This window comes from Amorphoplanes friuliensis DSM 7358, assembly GCF_000494755.1.
Taxonomy (GTDB): domain Bacteria; phylum Actinomycetota; class Actinomycetes; order Mycobacteriales; family Micromonosporaceae; genus Actinoplanes; species Actinoplanes friuliensis.
The window spans coordinates 6,967,744-6,987,016 of sequence record NC_022657.1; the positions used below are offsets into that span (position 1 = coordinate 6,967,744).

Annotated in this window: 13 protein-coding genes; 6 read left to right on the forward strand and 7 right to left on the reverse strand. The window is 71.4% G+C overall.

The genetic code is table 11. From position 1 onward, the window contains the following. Positions 1-29: 29 nt before the first annotated feature. Entirely contained in the window at positions 30-665 is a 636-nt protein-coding gene (locus tag AFR_RS32185) for an adenylate/guanylate cyclase domain-containing protein (protein ID WP_023561000.1), read from the reverse strand. A 169-nt stretch (positions 666-834) separates the two neighbouring features. Here AFR_RS32185 and AFR_RS32190 point away from each other — a divergent pair, with 169 nt between their 5' ends. Both AFR_RS32190 and AFR_RS32195 read left to right on the forward strand, forming a co-directional pair. Continuing rightward, on the forward strand, positions 835-3,687 hold the full coding sequence (locus AFR_RS32190) for a helix-turn-helix transcriptional regulator (protein ID WP_023561001.1): 2,853 nt from the start codon (positions 835-837) through the stop codon (positions 3,685-3,687). 164 nt (positions 3,688-3,851) lie between these two features. Continuing rightward, positions 3,852-4,625, forward strand: coding sequence for a DUF5995 family protein (locus AFR_RS32195; protein ID WP_023561002.1), 774 nt, complete (start codon positions 3,852-3,854; stop codon positions 4,623-4,625). A 65-nt stretch (positions 4,626-4,690) separates the two neighbouring features. Here the strand turns inward: AFR_RS32195 and AFR_RS32200 are convergent, their stop codons facing one another. Genes AFR_RS32200 through AFR_RS32220 form a run of 5 tightly spaced genes read right to left on the reverse strand, consistent with a single transcriptional unit; the run spans position 4,691 to position 8,903 of the window. Beyond that, on the reverse strand, positions 4,691-5,212 hold the full coding sequence (locus AFR_RS32200; protein ID WP_023561003.1) for a hypothetical protein: 522 nt from the start codon (positions 5,210-5,212) through the stop codon (positions 4,691-4,693). 41 nt (positions 5,213-5,253) lie between these two features. After that, on the reverse strand, positions 5,254-6,603 hold the full coding sequence (locus AFR_RS32205; RefSeq protein ID WP_023561004.1) for a HAMP domain-containing sensor histidine kinase: 1,350 nt from the start codon (positions 6,601-6,603) through the stop codon (positions 5,254-5,256). Next, on the reverse strand, positions 6,596-7,276 hold the full coding sequence (locus AFR_RS32210; protein WP_023561005.1) for a response regulator transcription factor: 681 nt from the start codon (positions 7,274-7,276) through the stop codon (positions 6,596-6,598). Before AFR_RS32210 ends, AFR_RS32205 begins: the two co-directional genes overlap by 8 nt. Positions 7,277-7,305: 29 nt before the next feature. After that, a complete protein-coding gene (locus AFR_RS32215; RefSeq protein ID WP_023561006.1) occupies positions 7,306-8,547 on the reverse strand; it encodes an RNA polymerase sigma factor in 1,242 nt (413 codons plus the stop codon). Continuing rightward, a complete protein-coding gene (locus tag AFR_RS32220) occupies positions 8,544-8,903 on the reverse strand; it encodes a YciI family protein (protein WP_023561007.1) in 360 nt (119 codons plus the stop codon). Before AFR_RS32220 ends, AFR_RS32215 begins: the two co-directional genes overlap by 4 nt. A 445-nt stretch (positions 8,904-9,348) precedes the next feature. Here AFR_RS32220 and AFR_RS32225 point away from each other — a divergent pair, with 445 nt between their 5' ends. The 4 genes from AFR_RS32225 (at position 9,349) to AFR_RS32240 (ending at position 16,509) form a co-directional block, all read left to right on the forward strand. Beyond that, entirely contained in the window at positions 9,349-12,747 is a 3,399-nt protein-coding gene (locus tag AFR_RS32225; RefSeq protein ID WP_023561008.1) for a discoidin domain-containing protein, read from the forward strand. Positions 12,748-12,850: 103 nt separating this feature from the next. Then, a complete protein-coding gene (locus AFR_RS32230; RefSeq protein WP_023561009.1) occupies positions 12,851-14,179 on the forward strand; it encodes an outer membrane protein assembly factor BamB family protein in 1,329 nt (442 codons plus the stop codon). 9 nt (positions 14,180-14,188) lie between these two features. Further along, positions 14,189-15,523, forward strand: coding sequence for an outer membrane protein assembly factor BamB family protein (locus AFR_RS32235; protein WP_023561010.1), 1,335 nt, complete (start codon positions 14,189-14,191; stop codon positions 15,521-15,523). 185 nt (positions 15,524-15,708) lie between these two features. Then, a complete protein-coding gene (locus AFR_RS32240; protein WP_084298208.1) occupies positions 15,709-16,509 on the forward strand; it encodes an endonuclease/exonuclease/phosphatase family protein in 801 nt (266 codons plus the stop codon). Between the two features lie 62 nt (positions 16,510-16,571). Here AFR_RS32240 and AFR_RS32245 read toward each other — a convergent pair whose 3' ends face one another. After that, entirely contained in the window at positions 16,572-19,214 is a 2,643-nt protein-coding gene (locus AFR_RS32245; RefSeq protein WP_023561012.1) for a discoidin domain-containing protein, read from the reverse strand. Positions 19,215-19,273 lie beyond the last annotated feature (59 nt).

The following is a 19,273-nucleotide window of genomic DNA, read 5'->3' on the forward strand; positions in this document are numbered from 1 at the left end:
CGGCGCGCGCCGCGTCCGCTGAAGGATTGTCAGCCGCACGCCTGCAGCGAACGACCCGCGGGCACGACCTGCGGGTGCAGGGCCCGCCAGATCTCCACCGGCGCCGCCTTGCCGGCCACGGACACCGGCGGCATCTCCTGGTACGCCACCGCGGTGTCGGTGACCTCACGGGTCGCGGCGCAGACCACGACCGTGTCGTGCGGGGCGTACGCCTGCAGCCGCGAGGCGGTGCTCACCACGCTGCCGCTGACCATGCCGTACCCGCCGTCGCGGGTCTCTTCCAGGTCGACGATGGCGTCGCCGGTGGCCAGGCCCACCCGGGTCAGCACCGGGTACCGGCCGGCCAGGAGGCGCCCCCGCAGCGCTTCCTGGACCCGCAGGCCCGCTTCGACGGCGCTCGCCGCCGCGCACCCGATCTCCTCCGCCGAGCCCGCGGCCGGGCCGGTGGTGCCGAAGACCGCCATCACGGCGTCCCCGATGAACTTCTCCACGATCCCGCCCGCCGCCCGCACCCGGTCCGACACGACCGAGAAGTAGTCGACCTGCAGATCCCGGACGTCCGAGCAGTCGAGCTCGTCGACGAGGCTGGTGAAGCCCACGATGTCGACGAACAACACCGTCACTGTCTGTCGCCGGCACCGCAGGCCGGCCGTCGTACCGTTCATGTCCCACGCTCCTTCGCCGCGTTGGCGAGGCAACGGTGTCATCGGGGGGCGGGACGGCGGATCGGCAGAATGACGTATCTGTGACACGCGCCTCACGGTCGAATTTGTGACGCAGAACAGTCCGAACCGACGAGAACCTGCTACCCGGATCGGCATTAGGCTGCCACGCATGGCCAGCGAGGGGGACGACGCGCCACTTGTCGGACGTTCCGGCACTTTGACCGCAGTTCGCACCGATCTGCTGGCGGCCGGTCCCGGCGGGACGGCCGCGGTGTTCGTCACCGGGGAGAGCGGAGTCGGCAAGAGCCGGTTACTCCGTGAGACGGCGGAGGCGCTGCGCTCCGCCGGAGCCGCCGTGCTCTCCGGCACCTGCCTCGACATCGGTGACGCCTCTCCCCTGCACCCGGTGCTGCAGGCGCTGCGGCGCGCCGGGGTGCACACCGAGCCCGGCCCGGCCGACTCGGGCACCGGTCAGGACGGCGCCGGCGCGCTGCTCGAGCGGGTCTCCCGGGAGCTGCGCTCGCTGGCGCAGGGACGCCGGCTGCTGCTGGTCCTCGACGACCTCCAGTGGGCCGACCGCAGCACCCGTCAGCTGCTGCTCTACCTGCTGGCCGGTCTCGGCGAGCTCAACCTGTCGGTGCTGGCGGCGGTGCGAGCGGAGTCCCTGCACGGTTCCCACCCGTTGCGGCGGGTGCTGGCCGAGTTGCGGCGGCTCCGGTCCGTACGCGTGCTCGATCTGGCCCCGCTCGACCGTGACGCCACCGATGAGCTGGTGGCGGCCATCGCCGGGGCGGACGTGGCGCCGGAGGACGCCGACCGGGTCTACAAGCGCAGCGGCGGCAACCCGTTCGTGGTCGAGGAGCTGGCCCGGGACCTGCGCGACGGCCGGGTCGAGCTGTCCGACACCCTGCGCGAGATCTTCCTGTCCCGCGTCGACGAGCTGCCCCCGCACGCTCACGAGGTGGTGCACGCCGTCGCCGCCGGTGTCGAGCCGGTCGAGCACGCACTGCTGGCCCGCGTGCTGCCGCTGCCCGAGACCGAGTTGATCGAGGCGATCCGCGCCGCGGTCGCGCACCGCTTCGTGACCAGCGCCGCCGACGGCTACCGGCTGCGGCACCGGGTGGTCGCCGAGGTGCTGGAGCACGAGGTCCTGCCGGCCGAGAGTGCTGCCCGCCACCGCCGCTACGCGGAGGCCATCGAGGCGTCTCCCTGCGGCCCGGACCATGCCCGGCTGGCCCACCACTGGCGGCAGGCGGGTGAGCCGGTCCGCGCGCTGCCGTCGGTGATCGCCGCCGCGCGCGACGCCGAGCAGCTCTACGGCTACGTCGAGTCCCACCGGTACTGGACGCTGGCCCTCGAGCTGACCGGCGACGACGATGCCCAGCGCACCGAGCTGCTCTCCCGCGCCGCGGAGGCCGCCCACCGCTGCGGCGAGCACCAGCGGGCGCTGACCCGCATCGAGGAGCTGGCCGCGCGCCCGGACGGCCCCGGCAAGTGCGAGATCCACCTGCGCCGGGCCCGCTATCTGGCGGCGGCCGGGCGGTCCGCCACCGCCGAGATCGAGTACGAACGCGCGCTCGCCGTCGGGGAGTGCACACCCGCGGAGCAGGCAAGCGCGGCGGCGCACCTCGCCGAGCTCCTGGTCCACCTGGGGCGTTATGCCGACGCCGGTGTCCGCGCCCGCGACGCCCTGGAGCTGTCCGAAGCCTCCGACGGGTCGACCGCCGATCTGGTCCGGGCCAGCGCCGCGCTCGGTTTCAGCCTGGCCTTCCGGGAGGACCCGGACGCCGGGCTCGCGGTGATCCGGCAGGCTGTCGAGATCGCGGAGCGGTCGGGGCACCCGGACGACGTCGGCTGCGCCTATCTGCACCTCGCCGAGCTGCTCACGGGCCCGCTCAACAGCGTCGAGGAGGGTGTGCTCGTCGCCCGCCGCGGCGCCGAGAAGCTCGCCGCGATGGGTCTGGGCCGCAGCTATCAGACGCGTCTGCTGGCGATCGCCGCGAACGGTCTCTTCCGGGTCGGCGACTGGGCCGAGGCCGAGCGGGTGCTGGACACGGCGATGCGGCACCGCCCGTCCGGCGCCGACGCGGTGGAGCTGCTGCTCTCGCGGTGCCGGCTGTGGGTCGGCTTCGGTGACGTCGAGCAGGCCAACCGCGACCTGGACGCGGTCGCCACGATCCTGGCCGGTGGCGGCGCCCGCCACGTGCTGCCGATGCTGACGCTGCGTGCCGGACTGGCCATGTGGCAGGGCCGGCACGCCGAGGCCCGGACGGCCGTGCAGCGCGGCCTGACCGAGACCCGTTCCGACGATCTGGTGCTGCTCGGTGTGCTGGCCTGGCACGGGCTGCGCGCCGAGGCCGAGGCGCAGGCCGGCGGTGAGGTGCCGGTCGATCCGGCGGCGGTGCGCCGGCTGCAGACCGTGGTCGAGCGGATGGCCAAGGGCGCGGGCAACGCCGCGCCGGCGGTCCGGGCCGTCGTCGACGGATATCTCGACCTGTGCGCGGCCGAGCAGAGCCGGATCGACGAGCGCAACGACCCCGAGCTGTGGGCGCGCGCGGCCGCGTCCTGGGACAGGCGCAAGCAGCCCTATCCGGCGGCGTACTCGCGGCTCAGGCAGGCCGAGGCGTCGTTCGCCCGGCGGCCGAGCCGGTCGGCCCGCAGCCGGGCGGCGGCCACGACGGCGCTGCGCGAGGCGTACGCGACCGCCCGCGCGATGGGCGCCAAACCGTTCGCGGCCGAGATCACCGCGGTGGCCACCCGTGCGCGCGTGGCGCTGACCGGTGACGAGGACACCGTGCCGCTGCGTGCGCCCGACCGCGACACCGGTGACGAGCTGGGCGTTCTCACCGATCGTGAGCGTGAGGTACTGGTTCTGGTGGCCGAGGGGCTGACCAACCGCGAGATCGGCCAGGCGCTGTTCATCAGCGAGCGGACGGTCGGCGTGCACGTGGGGCACATCTTCGACAAGCTCCAGGTCCGCACCCGGGTGCAGGCCAGCCGTGTTTTCCTCCGGGCGGCGTGACCTTTTCGTTACATACGTATCACGAATACGTCGTTCTACCGATCCCCCCGTACGTCGCCGGTGACAGGCTGACTCTCGTTCGGGGGAGCACCGCCCGGTGGCCCGAGGTCGCCGGGCGGTGCTGGAGGGCCTCCGCCGTGAAGTTCCGTCTGTGGAGGACCGTTATGACCGCCGACTCCGTCTGGGGGCCTGTGCAACAGGACATGGCCGATGTGCTGGCCGGACACCCCGACGACGTGCCGGCGGTGGTCGATCAGCTCACGAAGCTCCAGGACGTGCTGCTCCGGGTGCCACCCCTGCTCGGCAGCAACCCGCTCGCCGACTTCAACAAGCTCTACCTGACCATCACGACCAGCGTGCTCGAGCGCCTGTACGCGGGCCGGTTCGCCGACCCGGCGTTCCTGTCCCGGCTCGACGTCGAGTTCGCCGCCCGGTATTTCGACGCCCTGCGGCAGTGGTCCGACATGAGCGCCGGCTGCCCGCGCGCCTGGTCCGTGCTGTTCCACCGCATCCCGGGGCCGGACGCCCGGCCGCTGCCGTCGGCTGCCGCCGGGGTCAACGCCCACATCAACTTCGACCTGCCGTTCGCCCTGGTCACGACGTTCGACCACCTCGGGTCGGACCCGTGCGACGGCAGCGACCAGCACCACGACTACCTGCAGATCAACGCCATCTTCGCCGAGTCGATCCCGGGTCTGCGCCGCGGCTTCCTGGAGAAGTGGCAGCTGATCATCGACATGATGAACGGCGACCTGGACGACTGGTGGCAGGGCGAGCTCGTCGAATACACCCGCAACGTCGCCTGGCGCAATTCCCAGAAGCTCTGGGCCGTACGCCACGACCTGAAGGCCCTGGGCCGCGAGCGGGAGCGGCTGGACTGCACCGCGGAGGCCTTCGGCAAGCTGCTGATGTCGCCGATGGGTGCGGTCCTGCAGTAACCACGATCTTTATCGAGGGGGCGGGGAAGGGCCCGCGTTCCACCAGGAACGCGGGCCCTGACCCATTACTTGATCGCGACGAGCCGGGCGACACTCTTGTCGCCGTCCTTGGCACCGGCGACGCCGACCTCGGTGCCGCTCTTCAACGACGAAGCCTCGACCGCCTTCTTGTCCTGGACGATCCGGGCCTTGTCGCCCAGCGTCCACGTCAGGCTGAAGCCGTCGGCCGACTTGACGCTGACGGTCGTCCCGTCGACCGCGGTGATGGTGCCGCGCTGCACCACGACGGTCTTGACGCCGTCCTTGCCCTGCATCGTGATCTCGCCGTGCAGGGTGTTCTTGCGCAGGAACTTGCGGGCGCCGGGGTGCTTCCGGCCCTTGTCCTTCCCGGTGCCGGCCGAGGCGGACGGGGCCGGGGCGGCCTCGACACCGGTCTCCAGACCGACCGCCTGCAGGGCGAAAGCCTCGTCGGCGACATCGGCCGCCGGAGCTTCCGCCGGGCCCGTGCCGGCTCCGCAGGCTGTCAGCCCGAGCAGACCGGCGAGTCCCAGCGTGGTCAGGGTCAGCGCGATACGGGTTCGTGTCATGGGGGAAAGACTGCGCCGGCCGTGCTCGGGCCGGATCAGCGTCACGTTCGGGTTGTGTAAGGAAGTGTCACCGTGAACATCGCGCCGCCCTCCGGGGCGTGGCCCGCGCTGATGGCACCTCCGAGCCGGGTGACCAGCCGCGCCGCCAGGGCCAGGCCGAGACCGCTGCCCGTCCGGCGGATCCCCCTGTACCGCTGGTGCAGGGCGCCGCGCTGGAAAGCCACCGCCAGGTCCTCGTCGGTGAAGCCCGGGCCGCCGTCGCGGATCTCGACCACACCGCCGCGCTCACCGGCCCGCACCGCGAGGACCAGCGGCGCACCGGCCGGCACGACCCGCAGGGCGTTCTCGCAGAGCCCGTCGACGACCTGCCGGATGCGACCGGCGTCCGTGTCGACGAGCACCGGCCCGGAGTTCAGCTCGGTCAGCAGCCGCGGGCCGTCCGGCGCACACCTCGGCGCCCAGGCCTCGGCGGCCGCCCGGACCAGCTCGACCAGGTCCACCGCCACGATGTCGACCGGCAGATCCGCCGCTTCGAGCCGGGAGAGCACCAGCAGGTCGGAGATGAGGCGGTCCAGCCGGTCGGCCTCCGCGACCATGGTCTCCCCCGCGCGGGACACACCGTCGGCTTCGATCACCCCGTCGGTCAGGGCTTCCGCGTACCCCCGGATCGTGGCCAGAGGCGTACGCAGCTCGTGGGAGACAGAAAGCAGGAAGTCGCGTTCGCGGCCTTCACTGATCTGCAGCGCCGCGCCGAGCTGGTTGAGGGCGGAGGCGATCTCGGCCACCTCCTCGGGCGGGCGGACCACCAGCCGGACCGAGCGGTCACCGGCGGTGAGTCGGCCCGCGGCGACGGCGGCCTGCCGCAGCGGCCGGGCGATGAACCGGGCCAGCAGCGCTCCGGCCAGGACCCCGCCGACCAGGCCGGCCAGCAGCGCGACCCACACCCCGCCGAGGACCCGGGCGGCCGTGCCGGACGCCGTGTCGCGGGTCAGCACCACGCCGCTGTTGTTGCCGCGCAACGGGCGCCCGACGATCAGGACGGACCGCTCCCCGACCAGGCCGCGGGTGTCGACGATCGTGCCGCCCGCGACGTCGGTCACCACCCGGTCCGGCAGCCCGGCCCGGTCGACGGTGCCGCGCCGGATCAGGTAGACGTCGACGCCGTCGGCGCGCAGGCGCGAGACGATGCGTTCGCGGGCGACCTGGCGCTCGGTGGTGAGGAGCTCGACAGCGAGCGCCGATTTTTCGATCAGGTCCTCGCGGGCGGCGTTGTTGGCGGACCGCACGGCGATCGGGAGGGCCACGAGCGCGGTGATGATCACGGCAACGACCGCGGTGGCCGCCGTGACCAGCACCGTCCGCCCGGACAGGGTGCCGAGGAACCTACGCATCGGCGGTGTAACCGACGCCGCGCACGGTGCGGATCAGGCCCGCGGCCGGGCCCAGCTTGGCGCGGACCTGGGCCACGTGCACGTCGACCGTCCGTGTGCCGGCGTGCGCCGCGTAGCCCCAGACACTGGCCAGCAGCTGCTCGCGGGTGAAGACCTGTCCCGGGCGGGCGAGCAGGTGACCGAGCAGGTCGAACTCCGTCGGGGTCAGCGCCAGGGGTGAGCCGTCCACCGTGGCCAGGCGCCGGCCGGGGTCGAGCTGCAGCGGCCCGAGGGTCCGGACCCGCCCGCCGTCGGGAGGACCCGAGGCACGCCTCAGCAGCGCCCGCACCCGCGCCACGAGCTCCCGCGGGCTGAACGGCTTGGTCAGGTAGTCGTCGCCGCCGAGCTCGAGCCCGAGGATCCGGTCGACCTCGTCGTCGCGGGCGGTGAGGAACACGACCGGTGTCCAGTCGCCGTCCTCCCGCAGCCGTCGGCAGATCTCGGTGCCCTCCAGACCCGGCAGCGCGATGTCGAGCACACACGCGACCGGTCGCAGCCGCCGCGCCGCCGCCAGCCCGGCCGTGCCGTCGTGCTCGACGTGCACACCGAAGCCGTCCCGGGTCAGGTAGAGCCGGACCAGGTCCGCGATGGGCCGCTCGTCCTCGACGAGCAGAATCAGACCTTTGTCGCTCACCGCACCATCATGCCCGTCCGGGCGGCGGCTCAATGTTCGGATGTTGTACGGGTCGCGAGCGCGGCAGCCCGCAGTGTCAGATAGCGCTGCTCGGGCAGGCTGGCCGTCATCTCCGCCGCCCGCAGGTAACAGGCGTGCGCGGCCGCGGTGTCACCGGCGAGCTCGAGCAGATGGGCCCGGACCGACTCGAGCCGGTGGTTGGCGGCCATCCGCTCGTCGCTGTCCAGCTCGGCGAGCACGGCCAGACCGGCCAGCGGTCCCCGGGCGCGAGCCACGGCGACCGCGCGGTTCAGCGTGACCACCGGCCCGGGTGAGACGCGTTCGAGCACGTCGTAGAGCGCGAGGATCTGCGGCCAGTCGGTCGCCGCGGCGGTCGTGGCCTCGTCGTGCAGCGCGGCGATCGCGGCCTGCAACTGGTACGCCCCGATCGGCCCACGGCCGAGCGTTCCCGAGACCAGCGCCACCCCCTCGGTGATGAAGGCGGTGTTCCACAACGTCCGGTCCTGCTCGTCGAGCGGGACCAGCGCACCGTGGGCGTCCGTCCGGGCGGCCCGGCGCGCGTCGGTGAGCAGCATCAGCGCCAGCAGCCCGGCGGTCTCGCCGTCACCGGGGACCAGCCGGTGCAGCATCCGGGTCAGCCGGATCGCCTCGGCGGTCAGGTCGGCACGGTGCAGCTGCGCCCCGGCGCTGGTCGTGTAGCCCTCGTTGAAGACGAGGTAGAGCACCTGCCGCACCACCCGCAGCCGCTCGGCGCGCTCACCCTCGGGTGGTGCGGTGAAACCCAGCCCGCTGGCCCGGATCCGCTGTTTGGCGCGGCTGATGCGCTGCGCCATCGTGGCCTCGGGGACGAGGAAGGCTCGGGCAATCTCGGCCGTGCTGAGGCCACCGACCGCCCGCAGGGTCAGCGCGAGCTGCGAGGGCCCGGACAGCGAGGGATGGCAGCACAGGAACAGCAGGGTGAGGGTGTCGTCCTCCTCCGGCGCGGCGGCCGGTCCGGACGGTTCGAGCAGCGCGACGTTCTCCTCGCGGGCCCGGCGTGCGCTCTCGCTGCGCCACTCGTCGACCAGGCGCCGCCCGGCCACCGTGATGAGCCAGGAACGCGGGTTGTCCGGCAGCCCTTCGACGGGCCACTTGAGCGCGGCGGAGAGCAGCGCTTCCTGCACCGCGTCCTCGGCCGCGTCGAACTGCCCGTACCGGCGGACGAGGAACCCGAGGGCCTGCGGCGCCAGCTCGCGCAGCAGGCCCTCGATCCGGGGGTCGTCCGTCGTCACAGCTCGGGCGGGCCCGCGGGAACCTCGCGCAGCTCGACCCGCTCGGCCCAGACGACAACCTCGCCGGCCCGCTCGATCGCGCGCTTCTCGTCGGCGACATCGAGGATCCAGAATCCGGCGAGGGACTCCTTGGCCTCCGCGAACGGCCCGTCGGTGACCACCACCTGACCGTCCACGAGGCTGACCGTCTTGGCCGAGGACGGGTCGGCCAGGCCCTCGGCCACGAGGAACTCGCCGGATTTCTGCAGGTCGGCGTTGAACGACTCCATGAACGCGATCATCTCGCCGAACCACTCCTGAGTGTGGCTCTGCATCATGGTGGCGCCGTCGCCGAACATCATCAGCATGTACTTCATGGCTCAGTCTCCCAGCTCATCGGTGCCCCGGGTGGGGCACTTCCACCGGTGAGTCGGAGACCCCGCGCTGTTCTCGACATCCTTGCCCGAACAAATCCGCGGAGGAGGTCGTGGCCGGCGGCTCGCGCCGCCGGCCACGCTTGGAGAGCGCTCTCCAAGAAGCATCCAACCTCGTCGCTCCAGCCGTCGCTGTCAAGAGATCCAGATCCGATTAGCGGCCTTTGACGGCATAAGCAGGACGACTTTGGCGGCTCGAAGCTCGCACACGCGCCTCCGCTATTGACACGAATGAAAAGCGGGCGTAACACTGCGGCAAGCATGGAGAGCGCTCTCCATCATCTCGATCCGCTCCCCGCGACTCCGTCCCCGATCGTCAGGAGTTCCCGTGCATCCGGCCTCTCCCCCGGCGCCTCCCCGAGCGCCCAGACCCCGCCGCTGGCGCCGGTTGATCCCCGTCACCGTGCTCGCCGTCGTCGCCGCCTATCTCGGCGTCGTGCAGCTCACCGCGCACGCCGCCGATTCGTTGCTGTCGCAGGGCAGGACAGCCACCGCCTCGTCGCAGGAGGGCGCCGACGTCGCGGCCGCCAACGCGGTCGACGGCAACGCCGGCACCCGCTGGTCCAGCGTCTTCGCCGACCCGCAGTGGCTGCAGGTCGACCTCGGCGCGACCGCCACCATCAACCAGGTCGTGCTGCAGTGGGAGGGCGCGTACGGCAAGGCGTACAAGATCCAGACCAGTGCGAACGGCACCACCTGGACCGACGTCTACTCGACCACCATCGGCGCGGGCGGCACGGAAACGCTGGCCGTGACCGGAAGCGGCCGGTACGTCCGGATGTACGGCACCGCGCGGGCGAGCGGCTACGGCTACTCGCTCTACGAGTTCAAGGTCTACGGCTCGACCGGCGCCACACCTCCGCCGGCCGAATGCGGCACCAGCAACGCCGCGCAGGGCAGGACCGCCACCGCGTCCTCTCAGGAGGGTGCGGACGTCTCGGCCGCGAAGGCCGTCGACGGTGACGCGGGATCACGCTGGTCCAGCGTCTTCGCCGACCCGCAGTGGCTGCAGGTCGACCTCGGCTCCAGCCAGACGATCTGCCAGGTCGTGCTGCAGTGGGAAGGCGCGTACGGCAAGGCGTACAAGATCCAGACCAGTGCGAACGGCACCACCTGGACCGACGTCTACTCCACGACCACGGGCGCCGGCGGCACCGAGACGCTGACCGTCAGCGGCACCGGCCGCTACGTGCGCATGTCCGGCACCGTGCGCGGCAGCGGCTACGGCTACTCGCTCTACGAGTTCAAGGTCTTCACCGGTGGTGGTGGCACCCCGCCGACCGACCCGACCACCCCGCCGCCGATCCCGGGCAACTTCACGACGGTCTGGACCGACGACTTCACCGGCGGCGCCAACACCTCACCGAACTCCGCGAACTGGCTGCTGCGCACCGGCACCCAGTACCCCGGCGGCGCCGCCAACTGGGGCACCGGTGAGGTCGAGACCGCGAGCGACTCCACCGCGAACGTCTACCTCGACGGCGCCGGCAAGCTCAACATCAAGGCGATCCGGGACGGCGCGGGCAAGTGGACCTCCGGCCGGATCGAGACGCAGCGCACCGACTTCGAGCCGCTCGCCGGACAGCAGACGAAGTTCACCGCCGTCCTCAAGCAGCCCGACGTCGCCAACGCCGCGGGGTACTGGCCCGGCTTCCGCGCGACCGGCGCGGCCTACCGCGGCAACTACACCAACTGGCCCGGTGTCGGCGAGACCGACATCATGACCGACGTCAACGGCCGCAGCCAGCTGTCGCAGACCCTGCACTGCGGCACCGCGCCCGACGGGCCGTGCGCCGAGTACAACGGGCGGCAGAGCGGGCTGGCCAGCTGCACCGGCTGCCAGACCGGATTCCACGAGTACACCCAGATCGTCGACCGGACCAGGACCGACGAGGAGATCCGCTTCTACCTCGACGGCCGGCAGACGTGGGTCGTGCGGCAGTCGCAGGTCGGGGTCACCGCGTGGAACGCCGCCGTGCACCACGGCTTCTTCCTCCGCTTCGACCTGGCCATCGGCGGCTCGCTGCCGAACGCCATCGCCGGTTTCACCACCCCCACCCCGGAGACCACCTCCGGCGGGGTGCTCAGCGTCGACTCCGTGACGGTCGCCCGCGCCACCGGCACCACGCCGGCCGCTATGACCGACCCGGCCACACCGTCCGGACCGTCGACCGTGCGGGTCACCGGCTCCCAGGGCAACTGGCAGCTCACCGTCAACGGCTCCCCGTACGAGGTCAAGGGCATCACGTACGGCCCGCCGCAGGCCGCCGCCGACGGGTACATGCGCGACCTGAAGAACATGGGCGTCAACACGATCCGCCTCTGGGGTGTCGACGACACCAACACCCCGGTGCTGCTCGACCGCGCCGCCCAGCAGGGCATCAAGGTCGTCGTCGGGCACTGGCTCAACCAGGGCGCGGACTACGTGAACGACACCGCGTACAAGACCAACACGAAGAACGAGATCGTGGCCCGGGTCAACGCGCTCAAGGGCAAGCAGGGCGTCCTGATGTGGGACGTCGGCAACGAGGTCATCCTCACGATGCAGGACCACGGGCTCTCCGCCGCCGAGGTCGAGGCGCGGCGGGTCGCGTACGCGAAGTACGTCAACGAATTGGCCGTCGCGATCCACGCCGCGGACCCGAACCACCCGGTCACCTCGACGGACGCGTACACCGGGGCGTGGAAGTACTACAAGGCCGACTCGCCCGCGCTGGACCTGCTGGCCGTGAACTCGTACGGCGCGATCGGCGGCGTCAAGCAGGACTGGATCAGCGGCGGTTACACCAAGCCGTACATCCTGACCGAGGGTGGCCCGGACGGCGAGTGGGAGGTGCCCAACGACGTCAACGGGGTGCCGACCGAGCCGACCGACCTGCAGAAACGCGCCGGGTACACCGCGAGCTGGAACGCCATCAAGTCGCACCCGGGTGTGGCGCTCGGCGCGACCGAGTTCCACTACGGTCTCGAGAACGACTTCGGCGGCGTGTGGCTCAACACCTTCACCGGCGGCTGGCGCCGGCTCGGGTACCACGCGCTGAAGCAGGCGTACACCGGGCAGGCCTCGGCGAACACCCCGCCGGAGATCAACTCGATGTCGGTGAGCAACCAGACCGCCGTACCGGCGGGCGGGACGTTCACCATCAACGCCGGTGTCAGCGACCCGAACGGTGACCTGATCCGCTACAACCTGATGTACAGCAACAAGCACATCACCGGCGGGACCGGCCTCACCAACGTCGTCTTCACCGACAACGGCAACGGCTCGTTCACCGCGAAGGCCCCCGAACAGCTCGGGGTCTGGAAGGTCTACGTCTACGCCTTCGACGGGCAGGGCAACGTCGGCATCGACCAGCGCTCGTTCAAGGTGGTTCCGCCGACGATCCCCGGCACGAACCTGTCGCAGGGCAAGACCGTCACCGCGTCGTCCTACCAGCCGACCGGCACGAACGGACCACAGCTGCCCGCGTACGCCGTGGACGGCAACTACAGCACCCGCTGGGCCAGCGAATGGGTCGACACCGCCTGGGTGCAGGTCGACCTGGGCTCGGTGCAGTCGTTCAACCGGGTGCTGCTGGCCTGGGAAGCCGCGTACGCCAAGGGGTACACGGTCCAGGTCTCCGACAACGGCAGCACCTGGACCACCGTCCACACCGCGACGGCCGGCAACGGCGGCTTCGACGACCTGGCGATCTCCGGCACCGGCCGGTACGTCCGGGTCAACGGCACCGCCCGCGCCACCGATTACGGCTACTCCCTGTGGGAGCTCGGCGTCTACCGCAGCTGAGCAACGGACCGACGGCGGACGTCTGGCGGTGGCCGCCGTACCGGAACCGTGGCGCCCCTTCCTTTCCGGGAGGGGGCGCCACGGCGCTTTGTAGAGTCGATGGATGTCCAGCGTGATCGAGCTCGGGCTGATCCCCGGTGACGCTCCCGAGCCGCCGGCACGCCCGCGGCGGCTGCGGGTGCCCCCGCGGACCGGGGTCGTGGTTGTCGCGGTCCTGTGCGCGCTCACGCTCACCGGATCGGCGCTGCCGCGTTCGCGGGCGCCGCTCCCGCTCTGGAGCATCCGCCTCGACGTCAGTGTCGCCAGCTCCTTCGCCGTGACGGGCGACGGCGTCTACGTCCTCACCGGTACGAGCCAGGGGCGCCGGCTCACCGCTTACGACCGGCGTACGGGTGTCTCCCGCTGGAGTGTTCCGGTGGCACGGCTCGCGAGCAGCTTCGGCCTGGTCCGGGCCGGGGTGATCCAGCTGGCGGTCGAGCCGGAACCGGCCGTCGAGTGGCAACAGGACGGCAGCCGGGTCAGCCGCACGACCGGGCGGAGGACCATCGGCATCGACGCGGCCACCGGACGGCAGCTCTGGATGCTTCCCGGTGATCTCTCCTTCACCCGGGACGGACTGGCCGTCGCCGCCGACTGGGACGAAACGGGTTCCGTCCTGCTGTCCTTGCGCATCGTCGACGTCCGGAGCGGTGCCACGGTTTGGACCCACCCGGCCCGAGGTCTGAGTTCCTGGGGGCTCTCCGACACGATCGCCGCCAGCCGCGTGGTTACCGCAGCGCCCGACGGCCGGGTCGAGGTCCGCGACCTCGCCGACGGCCGGCTGGTGACGTCACGCGTGCTGCCACAGCTCACGCGGACCGGGCCGGACGACGCTCCGGCCGACCTCGGCGTCGCCGGCGATCTGGTCCTGCTCAAGGAGCAGGAGGCCCTCACCGCGCACGACGCGACGACGTTGCGCGAGCGGTGGCGCCTCGGCACCGAACGGTTCCAGGGCTCCTACGGCTGTGCGCCGATCCTGTGTGTCACCAGCGATTCGGGGACTGCCGGCGTCGACCCGGCCACCGGGAGGCAGCTCTGGCGGCGTCCGGGCAGCGGCCTGTCGATCGACCTGGGTGCCGGCGTCGTCCTGGACCAGGGCAACGACGGAAGCCGGTCGGCGCTGATCGACACCGCCACCGGGCGCACCCTCGTCGACCTGGGCTCGGGCGGCGTGGCGTGGAACGACGGCGAGGCCGTCGAACCGTTGCCCGTGCTGCTGCCGACCCGCGACCCGGCGGGGCGCACCGCGGCCGGCCGGCTGGACCAGCGCACGGGCCGGGTCACCTGGCTGGGCACGATCGACCCGGTGGGCAGTTTCGCCTGCCGATCGGCGGGCGCCATCATGGCCTGTGTGACCGGCTTCGAGCTGACGGTCATCGACCTCGCACCCTAGGATGCGACCGTGAGCGTCATCGAGCTCGGGCTGGTCACGGCCGACGCTCCCGAACCACCCGCACCTGACTGGCGGCATCAGCTGCCGCGGTTCGGGGCGGGTGCCGTCGCGGTCCTCTGTGCGCTCACGCTCACCGGTTCGGTGCCACCCCGGTCGCAGGCGCCGCTCCCGCTCTGGAGTGTCGGCCTCGACGTCAGTGTCTCCAGTTCCTTCGCCATGATGAACGACGGTCTCTACGTCCTCGCCGGTGCGGAGGACCAGCGCCGGCTCACCCGGTACGACCCGCGTACCGGCGCCACCCGCTGGAGTGTGCCGGTGGCGCGGCTGGCGACCACGCTGAGTTTCATCCGGTCCGGCGTGATCCAGCTTCCGGTCGAGCGCGAACCGGTGATCGAGTGGCAGGAGGACGGCAGCCGGGTCAGCCGCACCTCCGGGCAGGAGACCGTCGGCATCGACACGGCCACCGGACAGCAGCTCTGGACGCTGCCGGGTGATCTCTCGTTCACCCGGGACGGACGGGCCGTGATCGCCGACTGGGACGACACCGGCGCCGCCCTGCGCTCGCTGCGGGTGGTGGACGTGCACAGCGGTGCCACCGTCTGGACCCACCCGGGTCGCGGGCTGCGGACCTGGGCGGTTCCCGACGACACGGCCGCCGGGCTGCTGGTCACCGCCGCGAACGACGGGCAGGTCGAGGTCCGGGACCTGGCCGGCGGCCGGCTGGTGACCTCACGCCGGCTGCCGCAACTGGCCGGGGCGAGCCGGGACGACACCTCGGCCGACCTCGGCGTCGCCGGTGACGTCGTGCTGACGCAGGACGTGGACGGCGGGAAGGCCACGCTGAAGGCGTACGACACGATGACGATGCGCGAGCTCTGGCACCTCGGCGCCGACCGGTTCCAGGGCTTCTTCGGCTGCGCACCGGTCCTCTGCATCACCACCGAGGCCGGGACGTCGGGCCACGATCTGGCCACCGGGCAAAAGCTCTGGCAGCGCGAGGGCGGCGGCCTGTCCATCTCGTTGAGCGACGGTGTCCTCATGGACCAGGGTGAGGACGCGTCCCGGTCGATCCTGGTCGACACCGGCACCGGCCGGACGATCATCGACCTGGAGGCAGGCGGTGTCGCGTGGAACGACAGCGACAGGAACGAGCCGGTCGCCGTGCTGCTCCCGACCCGCGCCCCGCCGGGGAACACCGCGGTCGGCCGGCTCGACCAGCGCACCGGCCGGGTGACGTGGCGGGGCCTGATCGATCCGGTGGAGAGCTTCGCCTGCCGGGCCGCGGGCACCCTGATGGCCTGCACCACGGGCACTCAGCTCTCGGTCCTCGACCTGGCGCCGTAGCGCTCCAGGTCAGCCCGGCGGCCAGTTCGGTGATCCAGGCGGCGTGACCGGGGCAGTAGCGCACGGGTTTCTCACCCGGGAGGAAGACGCGCTCGAGATGACCGCCGGGGCGCCCCGTCGAGATCCAGCAGCAGAACGGGCCGGCTCACCGTGCCGTTGAAACCCGGCGGGCTTACGGTCGGAGCATGCGGGTCATGACCTGGAACGTGTGGTGGCGTTTCGGCGGCAACTGGCGCGAGCGGGCCACCGGCATCAAGATCACCCTGGAGACGTACCAGCCGGATGTGATCGGGCTGGTCGAGACCTGGGCCGGGAACGGGACAACTCAGCCGGACGAGCTGGCGCGGATCCTCGGCCTGCACGCGGCTTTTGCGCCCACGTCGCTGCCGCCGGCACCGGACCCGATCGAACATCCGGACCAGGCCGGGGTGACCGTCGGTCTCGGTCTGCTCAGCCGCTGGCCGATCCTGCGGACCAGGGTGCACGAGCTGCCGCACCCGCAGCGCGGTGGTGAACCGCCCACGGCCCTGGTCGCGACCCTGGACCATCCGCGCGGCGAGCTGCACGTCATCGTCACGTGCCGGGAGTGGGAGCCGCACCACGCGGCCGACCGTCTTGCCCAGTCGGAGGCGCTGGCCGAACTGATCATGGATCCCGCCCTGGACGGCCCGCTGCCGGTCCTGCTGGTCGGCGACCTGAACGCCCCGCCGGACGAGCCCGAGCTCGCGCCGCTGCGTGAGGTCACCGTCGACACCTGGGAAGCCGGTGGCGGTGATCCCGGGGTGACCACACTGGACTCGTTGCTGCCGTACGCGCCGCTGGAGGCGACAACACTGATCGACCGCCGGATCGACCACGTGCTGGTCCGGCCCGGGCGGCCGGGTGTGGCGGTCACGGTCCGCGGGGCCTTCATCGCGGGCGACCGCCCGATCGACGGCCACTACCCGTCGGACCACTACGCCATCGGCGCGGACCTGGATCCCTGACGGAGCTGGAGGCCCCTGCGCGCCACGGCCTCGGTGGCACCGTGGCGCGCAAGGGAATTCTGTTACGGGCCGGACGTCAGGTACTGGATCTCCGCACCCTTCTGCGCCGTACCACCCTTGTCGTTGATGATCTTGTTGATGGTGCCCTGGCCGCCGAGCGAGACGGTGACCATGTTGGTGAACTGGATGCCGGGCTTGACCGGGGCCTCGATCGCGCGCTCCCCCACCACCGACTGGTCGAGGGTGAAGACGCAGTAGCTGCCCAGACCCCACGCCTGGTGGGTGTTCACCGTGTCGGCGACCTTGTAGGCCGCGTAACCACGGGTCGCCCCGTTCATCCAGGACGCTTGGTTCGGCATCTCGTAGGGCATCTCGTTCTGGTAGAAGTACGTCCGGCCTCGTTCGCCGTTCCAGACCGTCTGATACTTCTGGAAGTGCTCGACGAACAGGCCGTACATCGTGACGTCGGCGCCGTTGACGACCAGGCCCTGGTCGGCGGTGTTGACCGACCAGCCGACGCCGTCACCGTGGTCCGCGCGCCACAGCCACAGGTGGTCGCCGATGACGTTGTTGCTGTTGACGACGACGCTGGTGGTGGCCCGGCCGATGCCCGAGCCGCCGATCCGGACGAAGACGTCGTGCAGCGAGATCGGGTTCGCGGCGTTGTTCGCGCTGCTGCCCGCCTGACCGACCTCGATCAGCGTCGGCGAGTTGGTGGCGCCGGCCTCGACGAGCACACCCGCCAGCTTCACCCCGGCGACGTCGGCGATCTTGACGGCCGCGGTGCCCGTGGTCGGCCGCAGTGTGGCGAGACCCAGACCGAGGATCACGGTGTCCGGGCGGTTCACCTGCAGCGCCTGGTCGACGTTGTAGACGCCCGGTGTGAACAGCAGGTTCTTGCCCTGCGCGAGGGCGGCGTTCATGGTCGCCGCGGTGGCGCCCGGACGGACGACGGAGAAGTCGCTCAGCGAGATCGACGAGCCGGCCGGGGTCTTGTTGTACCAGCTCGTGCCGGTGCTGTTCTGGCGTAGTGCCGGGACGAACACCTTGTACTCGCCGGTGCTGTCCACGTACAGGAAGGGCTTCTCCCGGACCGTGGGGGTGGTGTTGATGACCGTGTGGGAGGGATTGGGGAAGTTGGGGGCGGGGGCGCCCTGCACACCCTGGAAGACCATGTTCCAGACCGATCCGGCCCAGCTGCCGAACTCGCTGTTGCGCGAGTACCACTGCTGCTGCGAGCCGGAGACGACCGCACCGTCCACCTTGGTGTCGGCCATCAGGCCGCCGGACGACCAGCCGTCACCACCGTTCCAGAGCTGGATCTGGTTGCCCGCACCCTTGAGGTGCATCCGGCGGTACGGCGCGGCCTGCGAGACGGCGTACCGCTCGACGGTCGTACCGGCGGGGAGGGTGACCGACAGGTTCTCGGCGACCCGCCAGAAGTTCTGGGTGGCGTTGCCGTTCATCCAGCCGGCCTCGACACGCACGTGGCCGTTGAGGTTGACGTCGTCGGGCGACAGGCCCAGCCCGGACACCTGGGTGAAGAAGCCGAGGTTGACGTCGGCCGAGTAGTTGCCCGGCTTGAACAGCACGGCGTAGCGCTCGGGACCGAACTGGTTGGTCTCCTGCGCGGTGAAGAGCGCGTTCAGACGGTTCTGGATCGTGGCGGCCGGCGTCGACGGGTCGAAGACGTTGACGTTCGGGCCGAGGTTGGGGTTACGCGGGTCGGTCGGCTCGACAGGGTCACCCGTCGTCGGCGGCGGCGTCACGCTGCCCGAGCCGGTGAAGACCTTGAGTTCGTACAGCGAGTAGCCGTAGCCGCTGCCACGGACGGTGCCGTACATCCGCACGTAGCGGCCGGAGCCCGTCACGGCGAGGGTCTCGGTGCCGCCCGCACCAGCGGCCGTGGAGAAGCTGTCGGTCCAGGTGGTGCCGTTCGCACTGGTCTGGATCTTGTACGCCTTGCCGTACGCGCCCTCCCACTGCAGCACCACCCGGCAGATCGACTGGGTGCTGCCGAGGTCGACCTGCAACCACTGCGGGTCACTGAACTGGCTCGACCAGCGGGTGCCGGCGTCACCGTCCACGGCCTTCGCGGCGGCGACGTCGGCGCCCTCCTGCGACGAGGCGGTCGCAGTCTTCCCCTGGGCCGCGTTGGTCGTGCCGCACTCGGACGGCGGCGGGTTGGCACTCGTGGAGCCGTAGACCTTGAACTCGTAGAGCGAGTAGCCGTAGCCGCTCGCGCGGGTCGTGCCGTACATCCGGACGTAGCGCCCCGACCCCGTCACGGCCAGCGTTTCCGTGCCGCCCGCGCCCGTGGTCGTCGAGTAGACGTCGGTCCAGGCGGTGCCGTTCGCACTGGTCTGGATCTTGTACGCCTTCCCGTACGCGCCCTCCCACTGCAGCACCACCTGACTGATGGTGGCGGTGGCACCGAGGTCGACCTGCAGCCACTGCGGGTCGGCGAAGACGCTGGACCACCGCGTACCGGCGTTGCCGTCCACTGCCTTCGCGGCCGAGACGTCGGCGCCCTCCTGCGACGAGGCGGTCGCGGTCTTCCCCTGCGACAGCAGCGTGTCGGCCGCACTGGCCGAGGTGGTGACGGACGCGACGGTCAGGCCCAGCGCCGTGGCGAGGACGGCGGCGAGCACGGTGAACTTGCGGCGTCTGCGCCGGGGCGGCGCAGCCAGGGGTATCGGAGTCATGGCGCTACCTGTCGCTCGAGGAATGATCTTGGGAAAGCGCTCTCCCACTGCTGCGATTG